At 67.6% G+C, this 23,890-nt stretch carries 19 protein-coding genes; 5 read left to right on the top strand and 14 right to left on the bottom strand.

Going from position 1 to position 23,890, the window contains the following annotated elements:
* Positions 1–104: 104 nt before the first annotated feature.
* From ASG64_RS14725 to ASG64_RS14705, 5 genes are all read right to left on the bottom strand, one after another.
* Positions 105–731: a hypothetical protein gene (locus tag ASG64_RS14725; protein WP_156388383.1), complete on the bottom strand. Its 627-nt coding sequence runs from the start codon at positions 729–731 to the stop codon at positions 105–107.
* Between the two features lie 95 nt (positions 732–826).
* Positions 827–1,405 carry an RNA polymerase sigma factor SigM gene (sigM, locus tag ASG64_RS14720; RefSeq protein WP_042573461.1) on the bottom strand — a complete coding sequence of 193 codons (579 nt, stop codon included), beginning with the start codon at positions 1,403–1,405 and terminating at the stop codon, positions 827–829.
* 76 nt (positions 1,406–1,481) lie between these two features.
* Positions 1,482–5,249 carry a murein biosynthesis integral membrane protein MurJ gene (murJ, locus tag ASG64_RS14715; protein WP_442971154.1) on the bottom strand — a complete coding sequence of 1,256 codons (3,768 nt, stop codon included), beginning with the start codon at positions 5,247–5,249 and terminating at the stop codon, positions 1,482–1,484.
* Between the two features lie 87 nt (positions 5,250–5,336).
* Positions 5,337–7,730, bottom strand: a complete 2,394-nt coding sequence (locus ASG64_RS14710; protein ID WP_056074215.1) for a DUF6049 family protein — start codon at positions 7,728–7,730, stop codon at positions 5,337–5,339.
* Positions 7,727–8,326 carry an NUDIX hydrolase gene (locus tag ASG64_RS14705; protein WP_056074214.1) on the bottom strand — a complete coding sequence of 200 codons (600 nt, stop codon included), beginning with the start codon at positions 8,324–8,326 and terminating at the stop codon, positions 7,727–7,729. Before ASG64_RS14705 ends, ASG64_RS14710 begins: the two co-directional genes overlap by 4 nt.
* A gap of 79 nt (positions 8,327–8,405) precedes the next feature.
* On the opposite strand from ASG64_RS14705, the gene ASG64_RS14700 reads away from it, so the two are divergent.
* A complete protein-coding gene (locus ASG64_RS14700; RefSeq protein WP_056074213.1) occupies positions 8,406–9,854 on the top strand; it encodes a CCA tRNA nucleotidyltransferase in 1,449 nt (482 codons plus the stop codon).
* Here the strand turns inward: ASG64_RS14700 and ASG64_RS14695 are convergent.
* Positions 9,802–11,127 (bottom strand): MFS transporter, encoded by a 1,326-nt coding sequence (locus ASG64_RS14695; protein ID WP_056074212.1) that lies wholly within the window; start codon positions 11,125–11,127, stop codon positions 9,802–9,804. The genes ASG64_RS14700 and ASG64_RS14695 overlap by 53 nt on opposite strands.
* A gap of 82 nt (positions 11,128–11,209) precedes the next feature.
* On the opposite strand from ASG64_RS14695, the gene ASG64_RS14690 reads away from it, so the two are divergent.
* Positions 11,210–11,815, top strand: coding sequence for a YqgE/AlgH family protein (locus ASG64_RS14690; RefSeq protein WP_056074211.1), 606 nt, complete (start codon positions 11,210–11,212; stop codon positions 11,813–11,815).
* Between the two features lie 9 nt (positions 11,816–11,824).
* On the opposite strand, the gene ASG64_RS14685 is transcribed toward ASG64_RS14690, so the two are convergent.
* Positions 11,825–13,201, bottom strand: a complete 1,377-nt coding sequence (locus tag ASG64_RS14685; protein WP_056074210.1) for a glutamate decarboxylase — start codon at positions 13,199–13,201, stop codon at positions 11,825–11,827.
* A 47-nt stretch (positions 13,202–13,248) separates the two neighbouring features.
* Positions 13,249–13,878: a UdgX family uracil-DNA binding protein gene (locus tag ASG64_RS14680; protein ID WP_442971142.1), complete on the bottom strand. Its 630-nt coding sequence runs from the start codon at positions 13,876–13,878 to the stop codon at positions 13,249–13,251.
* 82 nt (positions 13,879–13,960) lie between these two features.
* Between ASG64_RS14680 and ASG64_RS14675 the strand changes: the two genes are divergently transcribed.
* Positions 13,961–14,854 carry a glucose 1-dehydrogenase gene (locus ASG64_RS14675; protein ID WP_056074417.1) on the top strand — a complete coding sequence of 298 codons (894 nt, stop codon included), beginning with the start codon at positions 13,961–13,963 and terminating at the stop codon, positions 14,852–14,854.
* Between the two features lie 82 nt (positions 14,855–14,936).
* Positions 14,937–15,341, top strand: coding sequence for a hypothetical protein (locus tag ASG64_RS14670; RefSeq protein WP_042573453.1), 405 nt, complete (start codon positions 14,937–14,939; stop codon positions 15,339–15,341).
* Here the strand turns inward: ASG64_RS14670 and ASG64_RS14665 are convergent.
* Entirely contained in the window at positions 15,313–16,314 is a 1,002-nt protein-coding gene (locus ASG64_RS14665) for a bile acid:sodium symporter family protein (protein WP_231568601.1), read from the bottom strand. The two genes, ASG64_RS14670 and ASG64_RS14665, sit on opposite strands and share 29 nt — an antisense overlap.
* 1 nt (position 16,315) lies before the next feature.
* A complete protein-coding gene (locus tag ASG64_RS14660) occupies positions 16,316–16,729 on the bottom strand; it encodes an SdpI family protein (RefSeq protein WP_042573554.1) in 414 nt (137 codons plus the stop codon).
* Positions 16,730–16,795: 66 nt separating this feature from the next.
* Between ASG64_RS14660 and leuS the strand changes: the two genes are divergently transcribed.
* On the top strand, positions 16,796–19,645 hold the full coding sequence (gene leuS, locus ASG64_RS14655) for a leucine--tRNA ligase (protein WP_200933476.1): 2,850 nt from the start codon (positions 16,796–16,798) through the stop codon (positions 19,643–19,645).
* 105 nt (positions 19,646–19,750) lie between these two features.
* Here the strand turns inward: leuS and ASG64_RS14650 are convergent, their stop codons facing one another.
* From ASG64_RS14650 to ASG64_RS14635, 4 genes are all read right to left on the bottom strand, one after another.
* Positions 19,751–20,545 carry a DNA/RNA non-specific endonuclease gene (locus ASG64_RS14650; protein WP_056074208.1) on the bottom strand — a complete coding sequence of 265 codons (795 nt, stop codon included), beginning with the start codon at positions 20,543–20,545 and terminating at the stop codon, positions 19,751–19,753.
* Between the two features lie 141 nt (positions 20,546–20,686).
* A complete protein-coding gene (locus tag ASG64_RS14645; RefSeq protein WP_042573450.1) occupies positions 20,687–22,192 on the bottom strand; it encodes a tripartite tricarboxylate transporter permease in 1,506 nt (501 codons plus the stop codon).
* On the bottom strand, positions 22,192–22,740 hold the full coding sequence (locus ASG64_RS14640; protein ID WP_056074207.1) for a tripartite tricarboxylate transporter TctB family protein: 549 nt from the start codon (positions 22,738–22,740) through the stop codon (positions 22,192–22,194). Before ASG64_RS14640 ends, ASG64_RS14645 begins: the two co-directional genes overlap by 1 nt.
* Positions 22,737–23,720 (bottom strand): Bug family tripartite tricarboxylate transporter substrate binding protein, encoded by a 984-nt coding sequence (locus tag ASG64_RS14635; protein WP_056074206.1) that lies wholly within the window; start codon positions 23,718–23,720, stop codon positions 22,737–22,739. The genes ASG64_RS14640 and ASG64_RS14635 overlap by 4 nt, the downstream gene beginning before the upstream one ends.
* Between the last annotated feature and the right edge of the window lie 170 nt (positions 23,721–23,890).

The following is a 23,890-nucleotide window of genomic DNA, read 5'->3' as shown; positions in this document are numbered from 1 at the left end:
GAGGTATGTGCGTCTGTGAATCTCTGGATCTGGCGGGCCTGAGCCCTACAGTGCGCACAACACTAGGTCAGGAAGCGTTGTTCCCTGACGGCGTCCGACGTGATCTACCCGATCCGCGCACGTGAGACGGTGTCGGCATTACCCGGCCCGCAGGACGGGCCGACGGCCAGGGCGATCAACGACCCGGGTCTCCCGCCCCCCACGATCAGCAGCGTCGCGTCGGTGCCGTCCACGGAGACCGTTCCCGATCCCACGAGCGACGTGGTTTCCGGTAGGCCGTTGGCTTCCAGGCACCCGGCGAGGAGTTCGGGATCCGACAGCCGTCCGCGGTCCGTCGAGCCGACCAAGGAGAAGACCGTAGCGTCGTCGAGCGGTGGCGCAGCCGAGACGACGGTGTCGTTCGATCCAGGGTTCGACTGTGCTGCCACGGCGAGGCCGACACCACTGCCCAGGGCCACGACGGCGACAGCGGCGGCGAACGCCGTGACGTGACGCCGTGACCGCGATCGGCGGGCCGCGAGCTGATCCGTCGCGACGAGCGGTGCTGCGTTCAGCGCGGCGACGATGCGGTCGCTGACATCGAGCGGAATGTCCGCGCGGGCGTCGTGGTCGGCACCGTGGGCTCGCAGAGCCTCGACAGTGGCGTCCAGGTGGGCCGGATACGTGGACGCATCGGAGTCGGCAAGGTCATCGGGGTCGGCGAAGTCATCGACGTCGGCAGGGTCGTTCACGGTCACCTCCCACGGATGCTCGAGCGCGAATGGTTGCTACGACTGATAAGACGCGGACGACGTGCGCTCGGTTCCATCATGAACGCCACACCGCGTCAGAGATCTGTGTCGTCCGCACGGACCGACTGCAGGACGAGGGCGAGCTTCTGTCGACCACGCGCGCATCGACTCTTGATCGTGCCGGTGGGAACCCCGAGAGCCGCCGCGGCGTCGGCGACCGAGTATCCCTCCATGTCGACGGCGACGATCGCAGCGCGCTGCTCCGGAGGCAGGGAGAACAGTGCCTTCTCGACGACGATGGACAAATCGATGTCGGCGTATCTGTCGGTGGGATCCCGTGGTTCACGAGCCTCTTCACCGAGAGGAACGGTGGGGCGCACCTTGTTCCGCCGGATGCGGTCGAGGCAGGCATTGACGACGATGCGGTGGAGCCAGCTACGGACGGCCGCGTCGGCACGGAACGCGCCGGCGGTCCGATGTGCCGACAGCATGGCTTCCTGGAGCGAGTCCGCGGCGTCCTCGGCGGAGTAACTGGCTCGCCTGGCGGTGAGCCACAGATGATCCTGGTGGCGCCGGAAGAGCACGGCGAAAGCCGCTGTGTCCCCCGCTATGTGCGCCGAGAGCAGTTCGCCGTCCGTGGCGTCACTGCTCGCGACTCCCCCGATTAGTCGCACGCGCGGATGCTAACTCAGAAACGGACCGTCCGAGCCGACAGCGGATTCTGTTGTGACCGTGCACCAATGGTGTCGGTCAGGAGGCTGTCGATGCTCCGATGTCGGCGATGGTGCTCTGGTTCCCACCACCGGTGTTGCTGAGGTCCGTGATCCAGAACAGCAGGTACTCGGTAGGACCGTCGGGCGTGACGGTGATGTCCGTCAGACCGTTGCCCAGTGTCGCCGACCCGATGAGCTGCGTGTCGTCGATGTCCGGCGATGCGCTTGTCGCAGAACGGATCTCGACGACCGTTCCCGGTGACGGCGAGTTGACGTAGACGCTCGACAGCGTGGTCGGCTGTGCCAGCGTCGCCATGATGCCGACGCCGGGCTTGAGGGAGGGGAACGGGTTGAAGTACGAGTCCGTGTCCCACACAGTCCCCGGATCGTTGTCGAGCACGTTGTCGACCTGACCCGGATTGTCGGCAGTGCCCTGGGGCGAGTAGACGTCGACCGACGAGATCGCCGCGGGCACGGTGGTCGGCGCGGGGGCAGGCTCGCCCGGTGCTGCAGGAGCGGACGCCGACGTGGTCAGACCGAAGTTCTGCTCCGTGAGCGGTTCGTCCGTGCCGCCACCCGAGAGCAGGTTCGCGAGCCACCACCCGACGAGTCCGAGGACGACGACCGTGAGCACGGCCAGTCCGACGAGCGCAGCGACCATCAGATTCGATCGCTGGGCCGGCTGCTGATCGTCCGGGTCCGCCAACGCGTGACCGCTCGCGCCCGGAGGCCTCTGACCGAGTCGCAACGCCGGAATCATTTCCGTCTTCTCGTTGACGACGGCTGCTTGACCGAGAATGTGCTGAACGGTGGCCGCGGTGCGGATGCCGCTGTTCTGTTCGAGAGCCCGGACGGCGACCGCGGAGATCTCGAACGGCACGTCCGGACGCAACTCGCGTGGCTCGACTGCGGCACCGGACGCGGTGCGGTCGGCGATCCGCATCCCGCCCACGGTGGCCGGGCCGGACGAGTCGCCCAGGGGCCAGCGCGCGGTGATCAGGGCGTAGAGCATGGCGCCCAGGCCGCGGACGTCGGAGCCGGGATCGGCGTCGCCGAATGTGGCCGGGAACGCGAGTACGGCGTCGCCCTTGATGCTGATGCGGACGCGGTCGGGGTGATCGATCGACAGTGCCCCACCACCCCGATGAGCGGCTTCGGCTGCGGCGGCGAGCGACTTGATGGCGTTGGCGGCGCCGAACGGAGACGGTTCCGTCTCGGCCATCTCTCGGAGCGAGCGGCCACGGGTCCATTCGGCGACCACGATGCCGCCCGAGCTGCCTCGCACGACATCGAGGACACGGGCCAGACCCGGAGAGTTGATCCGACCGAGACGCAGGGTGCGGGACAGCACGGCCTGGGGACCGTCAGTCCGCTCGTCTCCCTCACCGGTGGCCTGCTGATCGGCGTCGACGAACGTCAGTGCCACTTCACGGTCGAGCTTGACGTCGTGTGCCTGCCAGAACTTCAGACCGCGGGCGCCGCCGTGCGGAGCCAGTAGCCGGTACCGACCGCCGGCGACGGATGCACCGGGGATCAACTTGGGGCCACGCACCGGCGTCCGAGGCGACTCGGTGGCCGGTACGGCGGGCGGAAGAGTAGGTGACCCGACAGGAACGACGCCGGTGTCGAGCACGCCCGATTCGGCGTCCTCGACGCGTTCCTCGGCCGACTCGGGAGCCTCGCTCGTCGACTCGGCGGCAGCGGACGTGTCGGCTGTAGGAGTGCCGCGGTTCTCGGTGGACACGCCGCCGGTCCCGGTGGCGTCGTCGGCCTCGGACGGCGTACGCCCCCGTGCACCCTCGTCGTCGGTCACTGCCACTCCTTCGTCACTTCTCGTCGTGAACGGATCCGTGTAGGCGGGGATGATCGTCGTTTCCGACTCGTCACCGTCGTACCTCGACGATCGGGGAACGATCCGCGCCCGCGGGTCCACTCGCCTGTCAGGGTACGGGAGCCGTCCCGTGCCGGTGGCGCGACCGAATTCCCCGGTCGACGGGCCCATCGGGGGCATGTCCGAACCGGTGACGGCCGGAATCATCTCGGTCTCCGCGTACATCGGATCGGTGGCAGAGGGCTCGATCGTTACAGGTCCGGGCAGGTCCGGGGACTTACGGCCGAGGCGTCTGGCCACTGCGACCGATATGGACTGTATTTCCGGGATCCTGGCTCGGTACAGGCAGAGCCCGGTGACCAGAAGCATGACGGAGCCGTCGAAGGCGACGCGGAGCAGGGCGCTGGGGCCGGTCAGGCGGTCGAGCCCGAGGAGGCGATCCGCGGCGAAGACTGCCACCATTCCGACGGCTGTCGCGGCGAGCGTCAGCGCGACGGTTCTGCGCACCCCCGCGAGACGGAGATCGCCGAGCGTCCGACGCAGGAGCATCCAGCCGATGACGGCGCCGGTGATGTAGCCGAGGCCGTTCGCCGCGCCGAGCAGCAACACCACCTCGCGGTCGGAGGTGGCGATCAGCGGGGTCAACGCGGACAGCGCGATCTTGACGCCGGTGATGCCGAGGACGATCCAGGTCGGTGTCCACGCCTGCTCGCGTGCGTAGAACACGCGGAGGTGGATCAGAACGAGCGAGTACGGAACCAGGGTGAAGGCGGACCAGCTGACGGCCTCGCCCAGTCGGGCAGCATCGGCCGAGCCGAAGTTGCCGTAGCCGTAGAGCGCCTCGCCCACCTGCGGGCCGGCGACGGTCAGGAAGCCGATGACCGGGATCAGCGCCAGCATCGTCAACCGCGTGGCGACCGAGAGGTCGTCCACCACGGCCGGGGTGTCCTTCATCGCCGCGTTGCGGCTGAGCCTTGGCATGATCGCCGTCAGGACCGTGACACCCAGGACGCCGTACGGCAGCTGCAGAAGGATCCACGCCTGGTTGTAGATCAGGGGGCCGGCCGGGTCGACGTGCGAGGAGATACGCGTCGCGAAGACCATTCCGGCCTGGCTGATCACGACGTACAGCACGATCGCGACGGCCATGCCGCCGAACTGCCGCAGACGATCGTCCAGACCCCACAGAGGCCGGAGATCGATGTTGTTGCGCCGCAGAGCGGGAACGAGGCTCGCCGCCTGGACCACGACGCCGAGCGTGATGCCGATTCCGAGCACCAGCAGCTTCGGATCGCTGATCCGGACCGGGTCCAGCGAGATCTCACCCGGGACCACCATGTACAGGACGAGCACGGTCAGCACGACGAGGTTGTTGAGCACCGGCGCCCACGCGCCGGGCTTGAAGTTCTGGCGGGTGTTCAACACCGCGGTGAACAGCGCCGACAGTCCGTAGAACAGGATCGCGGGAAGCAGAAGGAACAGCAATGCTGTGGTCAGGCCGGTGTTCACCTGACCGTCGTCGGACAGGAAGACGTACCGCGTCAGGATGGGCGCCGCCGCCGTCGCGAGAACTGCCGCGACGATCAGCATGGTCAGCGCTGCGGTGAAGAGACGCCGGACGAAGGCACGTCCGCCGTCGGCATCCTCGCTCTCAGCGCGCACCAGCACCGGAACGACGATGGCGGTCAGGACAGCGCCGAGCACCAGCTCTGCGATCATGTTGGGGATCAGGCTGGCCACCGTGTACGACGCGGCGACTGTCGTACCCAGGACCGTCACCAGCAGCAACTGCTTGACGAAGCCCGTGATGCGGCTGATCAGCGTTGCGAAGGCGATGGCGCCCGTGGCGGACAGCAAACGGGACGAACTCGACTTCGGCGAGGGCGTAGCAGCCTCGGCACCGCGAGTGGGCGGTATGCGGGTCGGGCCCGCCGGACGTCGGACCGGAGGCGCAGTGCTGGTCGGAACCACCATGGTGGGGTCCCGCTCCCAGGGCGCACGCGGTGCCTGCGGCGCACCGTCCCGGTGCCCGTGAGGAATGCTCCCCGTCATCGAAGGTCCTTACTGCTCGTCGGCTGGATCGGGCTGCCCACGGAAGCGGTGCCACAACCGTCGGCCCGCGAGGAGAAGGAGCAGCGCGCCTGCACCCGCTGTGATGATCGCCAAAGCACGACCGTACGCATTGGACCGCACGTTGACTGTCGCCGCCTGCCCGAGCAGCGCCCCGTCGCCGGTACTCAGGGAGAACTCCACCACCATCTTGCGGGAATCGCTGACCCTCGCCGGAATCTGCAAGGACCTGCTGCCGCGCGGTGGGAGTTGCTGCGGGCCGATGTTCTCGATCTGCATCGCGTCCGGCGCGTCGACGGACAGGTCGACGGTGATGCCGATCGGAAGATCGTTCCGCGCCACCAGGAGCAGGGGGCTGGCCTCCGAGGCGAGCGTGAACACACCGCCGGGGGCGAGGATGGTGACCGATCCGAACAGTCGGTCGAGCCCGGCCGTGACGTTCGCGGCGCGTCGGCGGGCGGCGCCGTCGGACTCCTGATGCAGCTCCCCTCGGCGATCCGACGTCGTCATCGCTCGCAGCAGGTCCTCGCGAAGCGGTGCCATGAACAGGGCCGGGGAGATGGCTGCCCGGGAGTCGTCGATCAGGGCCGATGTCAGTTCGGCGACGCGGGCGTTCTGGGTGCCGGCAGCGTCCCGGACATCGGACGGGGCGCCGTCGTCGATCGCGGCCTCGGGATAGGCGAGCGTGGCCGGCTCGAGGGGCGGCGGCACCGACAGCAGGTCGGACAAGGTCCGGGGGGTGGCCAGGCCGCTGCGCATGAGTCCGGCGATCGTCCCCAGCACCGCGGAGGCCTCGTCGCGGTCCGGCGTCCAGGTCTGGGGCGGCGCGATGGTGAGGGATCGCGGAAGGGCGGGTGCGCCCGGAGCTGATGCGGCCTGCAGGGCTTCGAAGTGCAGCGCACCGAGCGCGTCCTGCAACCGTGCGATCCGCGAATCGGCCGCGACGTCGAACACCTGGTCACGTGGCGTGGTCGACGGCGTGCTCGGAATCTCCCCCACCGCTGCCAGGGATGTCGACACGGAGGTGTCGTACAGGGCTGCCCGAAGAGGTGTCGCGGAGTCACCGCCGGTCAGCGTGACGGTGTCGGGCTCTCCCACTACGTCGACCGCATCCTGCGCGATCAGGGTCGTGGTGCGACCTGCCGACGCGATCGTGGCGGCGGTGGCGTCGTCGACGGCGCCGGAGTCCGGCCACACCACGTCCCGTCGCGATGTCACACCCAGGAGCGTGTCGACGACATCGGAGGGAGTCGTCAGCGCGGCCGTCGTCAAGGCTGCGTCCGCGATGGCGGACACGGCGGCCAGATCCGTCTGAGCGAAGGGCACCGCGGTGACACACATGCTCGATGCCAGGGCGCGGACGCGCTCGAGCCACGATGCTGCAGCAGCCGCACCGCTGCCCTCGCTCGCAGGTCCGGTGGGATCGGCCGGGTCGTCCACGACGAGGTAGCCACGCGTCATGCTCGAGACGGTGACGAGCAGATCGGGGTCGATGGCGAGGCAGGTCGACGACGACAACGCCCCCTCCGTGTCGACGGTGGGTCCGGTCGCGAATTCGAGTGCCGAGACGAGCCCCTCGAGGCGGCCGCCTGCGGACAGCGACCCCGCGAGCTGGTCGTCTTCCAGACGCACCTCCTCGCCGACCGTCCCCGGAAGACCGGCGGCGAGGTGCGGTCGATCCGCCAACGGCCAGAGCACCGTCGTCGCCACCGGACGGGAAATGTCGGGCGGAAGAGGCGCCGCTGGGGGTGCTGCCGGGTCGGCGACGCTGATGTCCCGCGGCAGGCCCGACACGGGAAGGAGGAACGACGCGTCGTCGAGTCGAGCTTCCTGCCCGTAGGCCGGGCTGCCGTTGACGTTGACCATCACCGGATAGACACCCGGCTCGGTGAGACCGAGCGACGCGCCGGTGGTGGACCGGAGGGGCAAGGACAACTCGAACGGCAGCGAATCACCGCGGCCGAGGGACATCTCCGGCAGGTCGTCGGTCAGCGACTCGAACGGTCCGACCGTGTCGTATCGGTCCTGATCCTCGGTCAGCGACGTTCTGAGTTCGGCCGACGTGCGGACTTCGGGAGCGCGCTGCAGGCGCACCGAGATTTCGGACACCGCGCGGTCGCCCACGTTCTCGACGGTCCCGCGGACCGTCAGGACGGGCGGACTGCTGGTCGAGACGGTGGTCGGCGTGACCTCGTCCACCGACAGGGCCAGGAACGTTCCGTCCACCGACGTGTCGGCGGGGGGCAGTTCCGTCTGTGTCGTGTCGGCCGAGTCCGGATCGGTCGCGACGGGCTGCGCCGCGGCGGGAACTGTCGAGAAGGCGAACATGCCGACAGTGGCCAGGACCGCGGCGAGACGCCGGGTCGGCGGAGCAGAGCGGGTCATTCGGCGGGGAGGTCGGAGACCGGTCGAAGTGGGGCGTCGGGTGAAGCGGCGTCGTGCGCCATCTGGTCGATCATTTCCCCGGCGCGCTCGGCGAGTTTGCGCTCGTCGGCGTAGGCCAGGCGCGTTCGGAGCTCCGTGAGCGGCACCCAGGCAACCTCGGTGACCTCGACGTCCTCGTCCGACAGTTCGCCGCCGAGGGATCGAAGGAGGTAGTGGTGCACGGTCTTGTGGACGCGTCGGCCCTCGGTGACGAACCAGTAGTCGATGCTGCCGAGCGGTGCGAGGACGGTTCCGGAGATGCCGGTCTCCTCGTGGACTTCGCGTTCGGCGGTCTGCTCGGGTGTCTCGCCGCGCTCGATGTGACCCTTCGGCAGCGACCACAGGAGGCGCCCGCGCCGGTCGGTCCGTCCGATCAGGGCGGCGCAGAGCTTGTCCCGGGGTCCATCGAGTCCGTCGACGACCAATCCGCCCGCCGATGTCTCCCGAACGGTGCGGAGTGCCGGTTTCTCGGTCGGCTTGCCGGCGGGGTCGGCGGCGGCACGAGGACGCCGTCGCACACCGCGACGGGTTCTCTTGGCTCGCTCGGGACCGGACACCCGACCGATACTAGTTGTCGTAGGGCCTGCTCCCGGTGGGACGCACCACGAGGGAGTCGCCTCGGTAGGGTATGGCGTCGTGCCTCCCCCGCCTGTCACCGAACCGGACCGACGCGCACGTCTGCTCGCGTCCGGCGCCGTGGCCCTGCGCGTTCACGACGACATCCTGGCGCCGCTGGGGTCGTTGTTCGCGGCGACGGGCTCGGAGCTGTATCTGGTCGGCGGCAGTGTTCGCGATGCGCTGCTGGGTCGTTTGAGCAGTGACCTGGACTTCACGACGAACGCTCTCCCCGACCAGGTGCAGGCGATCCTGGCCGGTTGGGTCGACCATCAGTGGGACACCGGAATCGAATTCGGAACGGTCAGCGCCGTGAAGAACGGTCGACAGATCGAGATCACGACGTTCCGCAGCGACAAGTACGACCGCGTGACCCGCAATCCGGTGGTGCAGTACGGCTCGACGCTGCAGGACGACCTCGTCCGACGCGATTTCACGATCAACGCGATGGCGGTGCGGATCGGCGCCGACGGCGCGGGGGACTTCATCGACCCCCTCGGCGGACTCGACGCGCTGCTCGAGGGTGTTCTGGACACGCCGAGCCTGCCCGAGGAGTCGTTCGACGACGACCCGCTGCGGATGCTGCGGGCTGCACGATTCGTCGCGCAGCTGGGCTTCACGATGCTTCCGCGCGTGCGTACCGCCATCGAGAACATGACGGATCGCATCGACCGGATCACCGTCGAGCGCGTGACGGCGGAGTTGGACAAGCTGATCCTCGGCGAGCATGCGGTCGACGGGATCGACGCGCTGTGCGAGACGGGCATCGCTGCTCGGATACTGCCCGAGGTCCCTGCGATGAAGCTCGAGATCGACGAGCACCACCAGCACAAGGACGTCTACCAGCATTCGTTGACGGTGCTGCAGCAGGCGATCGATCTGGAGGACGGCGACCCCGACCTGGTGCTTCGGTGGGCGGCTCTGCTCCACGACATCGGCAAGCCCGATACCAAGCGCAACGAGCCTGCCGGCGGAGTGAGCTTCCACCACCACGAGGTCGTCGGCGCGAAGATGACTCGACGTCGACTGCGGGCGCTGAAGTTCCCCAAGAAGATGACCGACGACATCGCTCAGCTGGTGTTCCTCCACCTGCGATTCCACGGGTACGGGAAAGGTCAGTGGACCGATTCGGCCGTTCGACGCTATGTGACGGACGCCGGCGATCTGCTTCCCCGTCTGCACAAGTTGGTGCGGGCGGACTGCACGACGCGCAACAAGCGTCGGGCAGCGTCGCTGCAGGCCACGTACGACGACCTCGAGAACCGCATCGCGCGCCTGGCAGAACAGGAAGACCTCGCACGCGTTCGGCCGGACCTCGACGGCAACGCCATCATGGAGTTGCTCGGGATCCCGGCGGGTCCGCAGGTGGGCCAGGCCTGGGCGTATCTGAAGGAGTTGCGACTCGACCGGGGTCCCCTCAGTCGGGAGGACGCGGAGAAGGAACTCCTGTCGTGGTGGTCCGCTCGCTGACCAGTCGCAGGGCCACGACGGCCGCCAGCGCGTAGATGCCGGCTCCGACGAGGACGCAGGCGGTCGCGAGGGTGGAGTCGACGCCTGTGGACTGCGGACCGATGACGAGGGCCGCGACGGCGATGGCACCGACGAACGCCACGTTGAACGTGGTGTCCTGGATCGCGAAGACTCGCCCACGCCGATCGTCGGGGATGTCGGTCTGCATCGCCGCATCGGCTGTCAGTTTGACCGTCTGTCCGGCCGCGCCGAGCAGGAAGGCGCCGAGGATCAGCAGGTCCGGAATCAACGTTGCCACCAGCGCGGTCTGCGCCAACGCCGCGAGGGACAGCGCGGCCACGACGGTGCGCGTAGATCCGAGCCGAGGAAGCAGCACGGGAGTAGCGACCGCGGCGACGAACATCCCGGCGGCAGCCGCTCCGATCGTGAGGCCGAAACCTGCGACCCCACCGGGGAGGATCGACGACCGAGCGGTGTCACGCAACAGCAGGATCATGATCAGCGTGTCCACGCCGAACGCGATCCTGTGGGCACCGACGCCCACCAGAGGCGCAGCGACAGAACGTGTTCGGCGAACCGCAGCGAAGCCGGACGTCCAGCCACCGTCGTCCTCACGACGCGTGGCAGTTCCGTCGGGTCCGAGGCGGCCCCGTACGAATCCTCGTGCGGCGATGGCGGCGAGAAGTGCGCCGATCGCGGAGATGCCCGTCGCGATGGCCGTGGACCGATCGGACGGGCCGACGAGTCCCAGGACGGTGACCGCCGCGAGCGCGCCGACCGCCGAGACGACGGATCCCAGGGTGACCAGTGCGGCGTTCGTCGTGACCAGCGCCGACGTCGGCACCACGTGCGGAAGCGACGCGGACAGCCCGGCGAGAACGAACCGGCTCGCCCCCACCGTCGCGAGCGCAGTCGTCAGCACGACCGTGTTGGATGCCCCCGCCAGGAGCAGCCAGGTGGCACCGGCGATGAGCAAGACCTTCAGCGTGCTCGCCACGCCGAGGACGACGGCACGGTCCACTCGGTCGAGGATTCGCGCGGCGAACGGTCCGAGCAGGGAGTACGGCAGGAGCAGCACCGCGAAACCGGCTGCGACAGCCGCCGGATCCGCGCCGCGTTGCGGGTCGAAGAGGATGGCGCCGCCGAGTGCTGCCTGGAACATCCCGTCGCCGAACTGCGACGCGAACCGGAGGAGCACCAGTCTCAGCGCACCCGGGGAATGAGCGACCGCTCTCAGCGCGTGGACCGCACCGGGCCGTTCGGTTCGACTCACGACCCGACACTATCCCTGCCCGGCCGCAACTCTCCCGCGCCATCTCTCGCACGTGTGCCCGTGCCGGTGCGATGATGAGGAGGTGGCACACGCAGAAGAACCGGAGGACCGGACCGCGTCGGCCGATCAGGTGGTGCGGCCGGGCAGTTTGCTGGTCTCGTCGACGGAGCTGGTCGAACCCACCTTCCGCCGCACCGTCGTGTACATCATCGAGCACAACGACGCCGGCAGCCTCGGTGTGGTGATCAACCGCCCCAGCGACACGGCCGTGCACACGGTGTTGCCGCAGTGGTCCGATCTCACGACGACGCCCAAGGCGCTGTATGTCGGTGGCCCGGTCAAGCGCGACTCCGCGTTGTGCCTCGCGACTCTGCGGCGAGGCGTCGTCATCGACGACATTCGCGGTATCCGACGCGTCGACGGCCGCGTCGTCATGATCGATCTGGACTCGGATCCGGCGACCGTCGCGCCGCTCGTGGAAGGTATGCGGGTGTTCGCCGGATACTCGGGATGGAGCCTGGGTCAGCTGGACGGCGAGCTGGAGCGCGACGACTGGATGGTGGTGTCCGCGTTGCCATCCGATGTGGTCGGGCCACCCGGGGTCGACATGTGGGCGCGGGTCCTGCGTCGGCAACCGCTGCCGCTGGCCATGCTGGCGACGCATCCGCTCGACGTCGACACCAACTGATGACGGGAGTCAGTGTGCGAAGTGGCGGGCGTGCGAATGCCCGTCGCCCTTCGACGACAGTTCGGACAGAACGGCGTCGACGGCGTCACAGAACATCCTGCCGAGATCTGCCGAGAACCCCTCACGCACAACGACTCTGAGGACGGCGACGGTCTCCGCCCGTGCCGGCATCGTGTAGGCCGGCACCTGCCAACCACGCGCCCGGAGTTCGTGAGAGACGTCGAAGACCGTGAACTCGCAGTCTTCCCGAAGTGCGAACGCGATCACCGGAATGTCGGATCCGTCGGAGATGACCTCCACCACGTCATGGGTACCGAGATGATCGGCGACGCGGGTCGCGGTGCTGCGCAACGAGGCCATCACGTCCGTGTAACCGGAGCGGCCCAGGCGTAGAAAGTTGTAGTACTGGCCGATGACCTGGTTGCCGGGCCGGGAGAAGTTGAGAGTGAAGGTAGGCATGTCGCCGCCCAGGTAGTTGACGCGGAAGACCAGATCGTCCGGCAGATCCTCCTTCTCCCGCCACACGACGAAGCCCAGGCCGGGGTAGGTGAGGCCGTACTTGTGGCCGCTCGCGTTGATCGACTTCACCCGCGGGATCCGGAAGTCCCACAGCAGGTCGGGGTCGAGGAACGGGACGACGAATCCACCACTGGCCGCATCGACGTGGAGGGGAACGTCCGGGCCGCCGTCGGCCGCTACCCGGTCGAGAACGGCGGCGATCTCCTCCACCGGCTCGAGTTCACCGGTGAACGTGGTGCCCAGGACGGCGAGGACGCCGATGGTGTTCTCGTCGACGGCACCACGCACCTGCTCCGCTGTGATGACGTACCTGCCGGGCTCCATGTCGAGATACTTCGGCTCGACGTCGAAGTACCGGCAGAACTTCTCCCAGACCACCTGGACATTGGTTCCCAGAACGAGATTGGGCGTCGAGGTGTCTGCGCCCGCCGCGGAGCGTCGTGCACGCCACCGCCATTTCAACGCGAGACCGGCCAGCATGACCGCCTCGGACGAGCCGACGGTCGATACGCCCGTGGCGGACGCCGGATCGGTGTGCACGAGGGACGGGGCGTTCCACAGGTCGGCCACCATGTTGACGCATCGCTCCTCGATGGCCGCGGTGGCGGGGTACTCGTCCTTGTCGATCATGTTCTTGTCGAACGTCTCGGCCATCAGCCTCTCGGCTTCGGGTTCCATCCACGTGGTGACGAACGTGGCCAGGTTGAGTCGTGAACTCCCGTCGAGCATCAGCTCGTCGTGGATGAATCGGTACGCCGCGGCGGGGTCCATGCGGCCGTCGGGAAGTCGGAGCGCGGGAACAGGGTCGTTCGCGATTCGGCCGGTGTACGCAGGCGCGATCGTTCCGTCGTTCTCGAAAGTCGTCACGCAGTCACGCTACGCGGCAGTGGCGAGCAGCGACTCGGATCGGCCGGTCAGACAAGCAGCCGAGCGGCCACCCGGAGGTCGTCGACCAGCGCCGCGAACGCCGCCTCGCGCTCGTCGTCAGGTGTCCGGAGAACGGCGGAAGGGTGAGCCGTCGCAACGGCTTTCGCGTCACCGAGCTCGAGGACACGGCCCCGATCCGTGCCGATGCGGAAGGCAGTGCCCATCATGGCCTGTGCGGCGGTGGCTCCGAGCAGGACGACGACCGACGGATCGACGGCTCGGATCTCCGCTTCCAACCATGGGTGGCACGCCACCACCTCGGACCTGAGCGGCTTCTTGTGGATGCGCCGCGGACCCCTGTCCGCTCGGGCGAACTTGAAGTGCTTGACGGCGTTGGTCACGTACGTCAGCTCACGATCGATGTCGGCCTCGTCGAGTGCCCGGTTCAGCAACGCGCCGGCCGGCCCGACGAACGGCTGTCCGCGTCGATCCTCCTGATCACCGGGCTGTTCGCCGATCAACATCATGCGTGCCGACGCGGTTCCGGCGCCGAACACGGTCTGCTCGGCAGGCTCCCACAGATCACATCCACGACAGCCTCGGGCGGCGAGTGCCAGTGCCGAGAGGTCGGTCGAGGGCGGGACGAACGTGCCTGCGCCGGGAAACTTCGGTGCCATGCACATCGACTACCCGGCGATGTCTCGGACGACACCCGGCTGCGCGGTTTGGCACCCCGTCGTGCGCGGGCACTCGGCAGCCATGACAGACCAGTACACGTTCACAGATCCCGTCAGCCAGTACCGCCAGGACGGATACCCCGAGCAGCATCAGGATCCGCCGGGCCTGGCCTCCGATCTGGAACCGAAGGCCGACCACGGTGAGCGCACGTACCGGGGAACAGGGCGCCTCACAGGTCGCAAGGCGCTGGTCACGGGAGCGGACAGCGGCATCGGTCGTGCGGTTGCGATCGCACTTGCCCGCGAGGGCGCGGACGTGGTGCTCAACTACCTGCCGTCGGAGGAGAAGGACGCGCAGGAGGTCGCCGAACTCGTGCGTACCGCCGGGAGGACCGCAGTGCTGGCTCCTGCGGACCTGACCGACGAGCAGGCGGCGCGTGGCATCGTGCGGACCACCGTCGAGAAGTTCGGTGGTATCGATCTGCTGGTCAACGTCGCCGGCAAGCAGCAGTTCGTCGAGAAGCTCCAGGATCTGAGCCCGGAGCAGTTCGACGCCACGTTCAAGACCAACGTGTACGCGCTGTTCTGGATCATCCAGGAAGCGGTTCCGCACATGCCGGCAGGATCGACCATCGTCAACACCAGTTCTATCCAGGCGTACACGCCGTCGCCGGGACTCGTCGACTACGCGACGACGAAGATGGCGATCAACACGATGAGCAAGGCGTTGGCTCAGCAGCTGGCTCCCCGCGGAATTCGGGTCAACGTCGTTGCGCCCGGACCGTTCTGGACACCGTTGCAGGCGTCCGGAGGCCAGCCCACCTCGGCTCTGCCGGAATTCGGGCAGGAGACACCCCTCGGTCGCGCGGGTCAGCCCGCCGAGCTGGCCGGTGCCTACGTCTACCTCTCGTCGGCCGAGTCGGGGTACGTCACCGGCGACACGCTGAACGTCAACGGCGGCATGCCGACGCCGTGACGGCGGGATCGTGGACTCCTCGCCCCGCTTTCCGGGGTCGGAAGTCCACGATCACCGTGGCGCCCCGGCCTACCCTGATGACATGACCGACTTCTCGTCAGACCAGGCCGCGTCGTTGCCGGATGCCGAGGTCCTGGACCTCGTGGTCGCCCTCACGAGTGCTCGACCGGCGCTGCGCGCGGTGCACGACGCTGCCGTGGCTCTGACTCCCGAGGCGTCGGTCGACCCCGACATCGTGCCGCGCACGCCGTCGGTGACGGACATCCCGCAGGTTCCGACAGACCCGGGCTTCACCGACGCCGGTGTCCCCACGTTCGACGCGGTGCGAGAGCGAATCGACGGGCGTTCGGGGCGCGCGGTGGGGTCTACCGAGCTGGATGCCGAGAGCGCGATCGGTCGAACCGAGGCGGAGAAGTTCGCCGAGCGGGAGCGCGCCGGTAAGGCTCGCCTCGACGAGATCAGGAAGTCGATGCAGCAGCGTCCGTGATCGCCTGGCGTTCGTAGCGACCGGCGAGGACAGCGCACACCACCAATTGGATCTGGTGGAAGACCAGCAGGGGTAGAACGATCACTCCGACGGGTTGCCCGACGAAGAGCACCGACGCGATCGCGATGCCGCTGGCCAGGCTCTTCTTCGACCCGCAGAACACCACGACGATGCGGTCGGCGCGGGACATACGCGCCGCGCGCGCGATCCCGGCAGTCGCGGCGAGGACGACAGCGAGCAGGGCACTGCACAGGAGCACCACCGCCACGATCTGCCACGGCGTGGTGGCAGCCCAGACTCCGTCGACGCGCGACGCGCTGAACGCGGCGTAGACGATCAGGAGGATCGATCCGCGGTCGACGAGCAGGGTGGTGGACCGATGCCGGGCCACCCATCCGACAAGCCATCGCCTGGCGAACTGTCCGGCCACGAAGGGCAGCAGGAGCTGCAGCATGATGTCGACGATCGACCCGGCGTCGATGCTCGCTCCGCCTGTCGTGCTCATCAGAAGGACCACCAGCAGCGGCGTCGCGAACACTCCGACGATGTTGGACAGCGACGCGCTGACGACGGCACCGGCGACGTTGCCGCGGGCGATCGAAGTGAAGGCGATCGACGACTGGATCGTGGACGGCACCAGGCAGAGGTACAGCATCCCGGTGTACAGATCGTCGGTCAGCAGTCCCGGCGCGAGCACCCGTAGGCCGAGCCCGAGGAGCGGGAACAGCAGGTACGTGCAGGCGAGAACCACTCCGTGCAGCCGCCAGTGCCGAACGCCGTCCATGGCGTCGCGGGGGGACAGTCGAACTCCGTAGAGGAAGAACAGCAGCGCGATACCGACAGTGGTGACCCACGACAGCACGTCGGCTGCGGTGCCCGAGACCGGGAACACAGTCGCCGCGATGGCAGCAGCGAAGATCGCAAGGACGAAGCCGTCGAGCGCCTTGACGGTGCCGGTCAGGGAGAACGCCACGTCAGGACGGCTGGCACGCGTCCTTGAGACTGCACGAGATGCAGCTGTGTCCGCATCCGCCGGTCTCCTCGACGGGGACGGCCGCAGCAGCACGGGTGCCCATGGCGCCGCCGTAGGCAGCGGTCACCAGGGCGGCGACGGTGGTCAGGACGGCGGCCACGACACCGAACACGCCACCGGGGGCCATGGTCGCCACCGCTCCGATCAGCAGCAGGACGGCTGCAGCAGCGGTCGTCGGGCCTGCCACCTTGTTGGCGACGGCGAACGTCTCGTCGGACCGCATGCTGGCTTCGGTGCGCACTCCGGCGACGGAGTTGCGCTTCAGCCGGCCACCCAGGCCGAGGAACGCCACCGTGCCCAGCGCGACAGCGCCCACGAGGAGTACGAGCAGAAGGATCACGGACACGACAATCACGTACACCACTTTACGGCCTCGTGGCCGGGCGTTCGCGTGCGCATGGTCACGCTTTACGCTGGTCGGGTGAGTGAACACGGCGACGCCTCCCCCGACACGACCCCCGGATACCGCTACACCGCGGACCTGGCGGGTTCCCTCGAGTCGCGGTGGCAGGAGCGGTGGGCCGCCGAGGGCACGTTCGACGCGCCCAATCCGGTGGGCGACCTGGCCGGCGAGGTGCCGTCGGACAAGCTGTTCGTCCAGGACATGTTCCCGTATCCCTCGGGCAGCGGTCTGCACGTCGGCCACCCGCTCGGCTACATCGCGACGGACGTGTTCGCGCGCTACCACCGCATGCAGGGCCGCAATGTGCTGCACACCCTCGGGTACGACGCGTTCGGTCTACCCGCCGAGCAGTACGCCGTGCAGACGGGCACACATCCTCGCACCACCACCGAGGCGAACATCGCGAACATGCGCCGACAGCTCGGGCGGCTGGGCCTCGGTCACGACACGCGTCGCTCGCTCGCGACGACGGACGTCGACTTCTACCACTGGACGCAGTGGATCTTCCTGCAGATCTTCGACTCCTGGTACGACACCGAGGCAGGCACGGCACGTCCGATCGCCGAGCTGGAGGCCGAATTCGCGTCCGGTGAGCGGGTTCTCGACGACGGACGGTCGTGGGAGTCCCTGTCGGTGTCCGAGCGCCGCGACGTCCTGGACGGTCATCGGCTGGTCTACGAGTCCAACTCGCTGGTCAACTGGTGCCCGGGCCTCGGAACCGTGCTGGCCAACGAGGAGGTCACGGCCGACGGTCGCAGTGACCGTGGAAATTTCCCCGTGTTCCGGAAGAACCTGCGCCAGTGGATGATGCGCATCACCGCCTACTCCGATCGTCTGATCGACGATCTGGATCTGCTCGACTGGCCGGACAAGGTCAAGACGATGCAGCGCAACTGGATCGGACGGTCCCGCGGCGCCGAGGTCACCTTCGAAGCGGGTCTGCCCCACGGGTCGGGTACCGCGAACATCGACGTGTTCACCACACGGCCCGACACCCTGTTCGGTGCGACCTACGTCGTGCTGGCCCCGGAACACCCCTTGGTCGACGACATCACGGCTGCCGCCTGGCCGGTGGACACGGACGAGCGGTGGACGCACGGTGAGGGAACTCCCGTCCTCGCAGTCGGTGCATACCGTCGTGCGATCGCAGCCAAGTCGGACCTCGAGCGCCAGGAGAACAAGGAGAAGACCGGTGTGTTCACCGGGGCTTTCGCCGTGAACCCGGTGAACGGCGCGTCGGTGCCGGTCTTCATCGCGGACTACGTGCTGACGGGCTACGGAACCGGCGCGATCATGGCCGTTCCGGGTCACGACCAGCGCGACTGGGAGTTCGCCACCAAGTTCGGACTGCCTGTCGTGCAGGTCATCTCGGGTGGGGACGTGGACGAGTCCGCGTGGACCGGCGACGGTGAGCTGGTGAACTCCGGCTTCCTCGACGGACTCGACGTGGACGCCGCGAAGACGCGTGTCATCGAGCACCTGGAGAAGGACGGCCACGGCAAGGGCACCATCCAGTACAAGTTGCGTGACTGGCTGTTCGCGCGTCAGCGCTACTGGGGTGAGCCGTTCCCGATCGTGTACGACGCGAACGGTAAGGCGCACCCGTTGCCGGAATCGATTCTGCCCGTCGAACTCCCGGAGGTCGAGGACTACGCTCCCGTCTCGTTCGACCCCGACGACGCGAACAGTGAACCGTCTCCCCCGCTGGCGAAGGCGACCGACTGGGTGAACGTCGAGCTCGACCTGGGTGACGGTCTGCAGACCTACACGCGTGACACCAATGTCATGCCGCAGTGGGCCGGCAGCTCGTGGTACCAGCTGCGCTACATCGACCCCACCAACTCCGAGCAGATGTGCGCGCCGGAGAACGAGGCGTACTGGATGGGCCCGCGCCCGGACATCCACGGCGAGAACGATCCCGGCGGCCTGGACCTGTACGTCGGCGGTGTCGAACATGCTGTGCTGCACCTGCTGTACGCGAGGTTCTGGCACAAGGTGCTGTTCGATCTGGGACACGTCAGCTCGAAGGAGCCGTACCGCCGCCTGTACAACCAGGGGTACATCCAGGCCTACGCCTTCACCGATGCACGCGGCGTCTACGTCCCGGCGGACGAGGTGACGGAAGAGGGCGGGAAGTACTTCTTCCAGGGCGCCGAGGTGAACCGCGAGTACGGCAAGATGGGCAAGTCGCTCAAGAACTCGGTCTCGCCGGACGAGATCTTCGCCGAGTACGGCGCCGACACCCTGCGCATGTACGAGATGTCGATGGGTCCGCTGGACACCTCGCGCCCCTGGGCGACGAAGGACGTCGTCGGCGCGCAGCGATTCCTGCAGCGGGTGTGGCGCCTGGTGGTCGACGAGGAGACCGGCGCGGTCCGTGTCACCGACGGGGCGCCCAGCGATGCGACTCTCAAGGCGATGAACCGTACCGCCGAGGGTGTCGACGCGGATTACGCTGCGCTGCGGGACAATACGGCCGGTGCCAAACTCATCGAGTTCACCAACCATCTGACCAAGGAGTACCCCGCCGGTGCTCCTCGTTCGGCCGTCGAGCCGCTGGTTCTGATGCTCGCACCGCTCGCGCCGCACATCGCGGAGGAGCTGTGGAACATGTTGGGCCACACCGAGTCGCTGGCGCACGGCCCGTTCCCGACCGTCGACGAGAAGTGGTTGGTCGACGACACGGTCGACTATCCGATCCAGGTCAACGGCAAGGTGCGCTCGCGCATCACCGTCGCTGCCGACGCGTCGCGGGAGGACGTGCAGGCCGTGGCACTGGCGGACGAGAAGATCGTGGCGCTTCTGGACGGCAAGGCCCCGAAGAAGGTCATCGTCGTACCCGGCCGGATGGTGAACGTCGTTCTCTAGCTCGGGAAAGTCCCCACCCCGTCCCCGCGAGTACGCCGATAGTGTCGTGATTCTGCTGCTCGCCACGACAGTATGGACGTACTCGCCGGGGGGGGCGGGACAGGGTCACCACACCAGGTCGTCGGCCCTCTCGATCTCGCGCCACTCCACGGGCCGGACGCCGGGAACGAGCGCGAGACGATCCGCAGCCGTCAGATCCGCCATCGCCAGACCGGTTGCGGCGGCGATGTCGGCGACGGGCACCTGATACGTGCGGTACGCCCCGAGCGGAGGGATGTCGCGGGCCAGGACACCGCGTTCGAGGATGGGCGCCAACGACTCCGACTGATCCAGCACATAGCCGGTCGCGGCCGGCACGTCGTCCTGCCACCAGGTCGCGATCTTGAAGAAGCGCCGAGGGATGGCGATGCCGCGGTACACCGGATCGTCGTCGGCGAAGATGCAGCCGCTGAACACGGAGATCTTCTGTCCGTAGGTTCGCGCGTGCTCGAGCACGTAGTCCTCGAGGCCCAACCACAGTTCCTTCGACTGGTTCAGCGTCGCCGTCTGCGGTCCGCACACGGTGTAGTGGAAGGTGTCCTCATTGGCCTGCTCCGCGACGTCGCGCGTGCCCCACACGGGATCGCGTCGTCGTACGAGGTGCCCGCGGTCGATGTCGTTGTTCGCGTACAACTCCGGGCCCGCCTGCTGCGTCGTCGGCAGGCGGGGATCGAGCCGCCAGTCGTCCCCGCGCTCGACGTCACGCAGGGCTGCGCCGTCGATGTTCACCGCGGTGACCGCGGCGAGGCGCCGCGAGATATCCATCGACACCGAGAAGTGCGTGTACGTGAGCGTGGTCAGCGCCGGCCTCGTCGGGATCGGCAGTGCCGTGGCGGACAGGAAGACCTCGTCGTAACCCATGCCGTCATTCAGCCACGGCTGTGTGACACGGGGGTGAACACCAACGAACCCCCCGCGAGTACGTCCGAACTGTCGTGATCGACACCTGGATCACGACATTGTCGACGTACTCGCGGGGGGTCAGGGGTGAAGCAGAGTGCTCTAGAAGTCCACCTTCGCCCGCGACCGCACCTTCGTCACGATGGAGAAGACCACCGCGATCACCATCAGCGTGTACAGGACGACGGTGATGCCACTGCCGACGAGGATCGAGACGTCGCCTTCGCTGACGGCCAGAGCTCGTCGCAGCGAATCCTCGGCGAGTGGCCCGAGGATCACGGCGATGAGGACCGGCGCCAGTGGGATTCCGAAGCGGCGCAACATGAATCCGATGATGCCGAGTCCGAGCATGGCGATCAGATCCACGATCGAGGCGCTCACCGCGTAGACACCGAGCGAGGCGAACACGGTGATGCCGGCGTACAGGTAGTTCTTGGGAATCTTGAGCAGCTGCGCCCACAGCGGGGCGAACGGCAGATTCAGGATCAACAGGACGACCATGCCGACGAAGAGGCTGGCGAGCAGTGCCCAGACGACCTCACCGTTGCGCTCGAACAGCAACGGTCCCGGTTGGATCCCGTACTGCTGGAACGCTGCGAGCAGGATCGCTGCCGTTGCCGACGTGGGGAGTCCGAGAGCGAGAAGCGCACCCATCGCGGTGCCGGCCGTGGAGTTGCCGGCGGCTTCCGGCCCGGCCACACCGCGGATCGCGCCCTTACCGAACATCGGGTTCTTGCTACGACGGTCCAACCGACGCTCGGTGCCGTAGGCCAGGAAGCTCGGCACCTCGGCGCCGCCGGCGGGGATGATGCCGAAGGGGACACCGAATGCGGTGCCGCGCAACCACGCCGGCATCGCTTCGCGGAACTCCGCCTTGCTCAGGAAGGGTCGACCCTTGGACGGGATCAACGTGGTGTCGTCGGGCTTGCCGATCTTGGAGGCGATGAAGATGACCTCACCGAGGGCGAGCATCGCGACCGTGATGACCACCACGGAGATGCCGTCGAACAATGCCGGCACCTCGAAGGTGAAACGCGATGCGCCGGAGGGCCCGTCGATGCCGATGACGGCGAGCGTCAAGCCGATCAGCAGTGCGCTCAGACCCTTGAGGACGGAGTCGGACACCACCGCCGACGTCGCGATGAACGCGAACACCGCCAGGGCGAAGTACTCCGCGGGTCCGAAGTTCGTGGCCAGGTCGGCGAGCGTCGGGGCGAAGAACACCACGAGGGTGGTGGCGATGATGCCGCCGATGAAGGCGCCGATGGCGGAGGTGGCCAACGCTTGTGGGGCACGGCCGTTCTTCGCCATGCGGTGCCCCTCGAACGTCCCTGCGATCGCAGTGCTGTTGCCGGGGGTGTTCATGAGGATGCCGGAGATCGAGTCACCGAACAGGCCGCCGAAGTAGACGCCGGCGAACATGATCAACGCGGAGGTGGGCTCGAGGGTGAACGTCACGGGCAGGAGCAGCGCGACGGCCATGGCCGATCCGAGTCCCGGGAGGACACCCACCGCTGTGCCGAGCAGGGCGCCGACGACGACCCACACGATGTTCATGGGCGTCAGGGCGGTGCCGAAGCCGTCGAGGAGATTCGAGAACGCGTCCATCAGAACACCGCCGCGAGGATGCCGCCGGGCAGTGTGAGCCCCAGTCCGCCGGAGAAGACCAGCTGGACGACGGACGACATGACGAGCGCCACGCCGGCGTCGAAGACGTACCGGGTGCCGCCGAGTCCGATCGAAACGCCCCAGAACAGGAGAGCGCCGGCAAGAACCCACCCGAGCGGATTCAGCAGGGCGATGAACAGGACGATCGAACCGACCGTGATGCCGACGGAGCGCCAGTTCGACAAGGTGCCGGTGTTGGGCGCACCGGTCTCGTCGACCCCGAGGTCGACCTCGTCCGGAGTACGCAGCAGCTGGACCGCGACGAGCACGGCGATCACGAAGCACAGTCCCGCAATGATGGCCGGGAACACCTGCGGGCCGGGCGATGTCGCGGTGTCGGGCACGTCCATGGTGACGGTGCCGTAGACCAGGAACAGGCCGAGGGCGACGAGAAGACCCGACACCACCAGTCCACTTCGACCGTGGAGGAAACCACGATCGACATCGGGTGGCGACTCCACCCGGGTGGTCGAAACACTCTCGCTCATACCAGGCCTAACTCTCGGAGGATGTCGGTGATGCGGGTCTGTTCGACCTCGAGGAACTCACCGAAGTCGTCCCCGGTGACGAACGAAGGCTTCCATCGGTTGCGCTCGATGGCTGTATCCCACTGTGCGGTCTCCTGCATCTCGGTGACGATCTCGATCAGCGTCTGCCTGTCGGTGTCCGAGATCCCGGGAGGTGCGACGAATCCACGCCAGTTGACGAGGTCGACGTCGTACCCGAGCTCCTTGAAGGTCGGTGTGTCGATCCCCTCGACCGGCTCGGGAGCCGCCACCGCGAGGGCACGGACGTTCCCGGATTCGATCTGGTCACGGAAGTCGTTGTATCCGCTGACGGCGATGCCGACGGTGTTGGACAACAGCGAGGTCAGCACCTCACCACCGCCCGAGAATGCGATGTAGTTGATCGCTGCCGGATCGATGTCGACCTGTTGCGCCAACTGGCCGGAGACGATGTGATCGATACCGCCGAGAGACCCGCCGCCGATGGGGAGACCACCGGGGTTGGCTCGCCAGGCGGTGATGAAGTCTTCGAGGTTCTGGTACGGCGAGTCTCGCGGCACGACGAAGACCTCGAAGTCCTCGGCCATCTTGGCGATGGGCACGGTGTCCTGCAGCGTGATGTCCGAGTCGTTGATCGCGATACCACCGAGCATGACGGTGCCGGTCACCATGACCGTGGTCGACTGGCCCGTGAGGTTCTCGAGCTGGCTGAGCCCGATGGTCCCGCCGGCTCCGGGGACATTGACCACCTGGGCGTTGTTCACGATGCCGTCGGAACGCAGTGCTTGCTGCGACTCACGTGCCACCAGGTCCCACCCGCCTCCCGCTGCGGCGGGAGCGATCAAGGTCAACTTGGCGCGGGCGTCGGATCCACTGGCGCTCCCGGCCGCGTCGATACCGGCGAGCGCGACGACGGCGACGACAGCGACGACGCCGACCGCGCGTTTCACTGTGATCTGCATGGGCGCAATAACTTGGGAGTGGTTTCGGTCACAGCAGGAGGCTAGGGTCCGCGTGTCCGAATAGTCCAGGGAATCCGAATTGTGGCCATAGTGTGCACAGACATAAACCGCGAAACGTACCTCGCGACGGCGGAACTTCGGTGAACCTGGAGTCTCCCGAGGTGAAAGGC

This window comes from Rhodococcus sp. Leaf247, assembly GCF_001426185.1.
GTDB lineage: Bacteria > Actinomycetota > Actinomycetes > Mycobacteriales > Mycobacteriaceae > Rhodococcoides.
The sequence above is the reverse complement of the archived record's forward strand: the minus strand, read 5'-3'. Positions and strand labels throughout refer to the sequence as shown.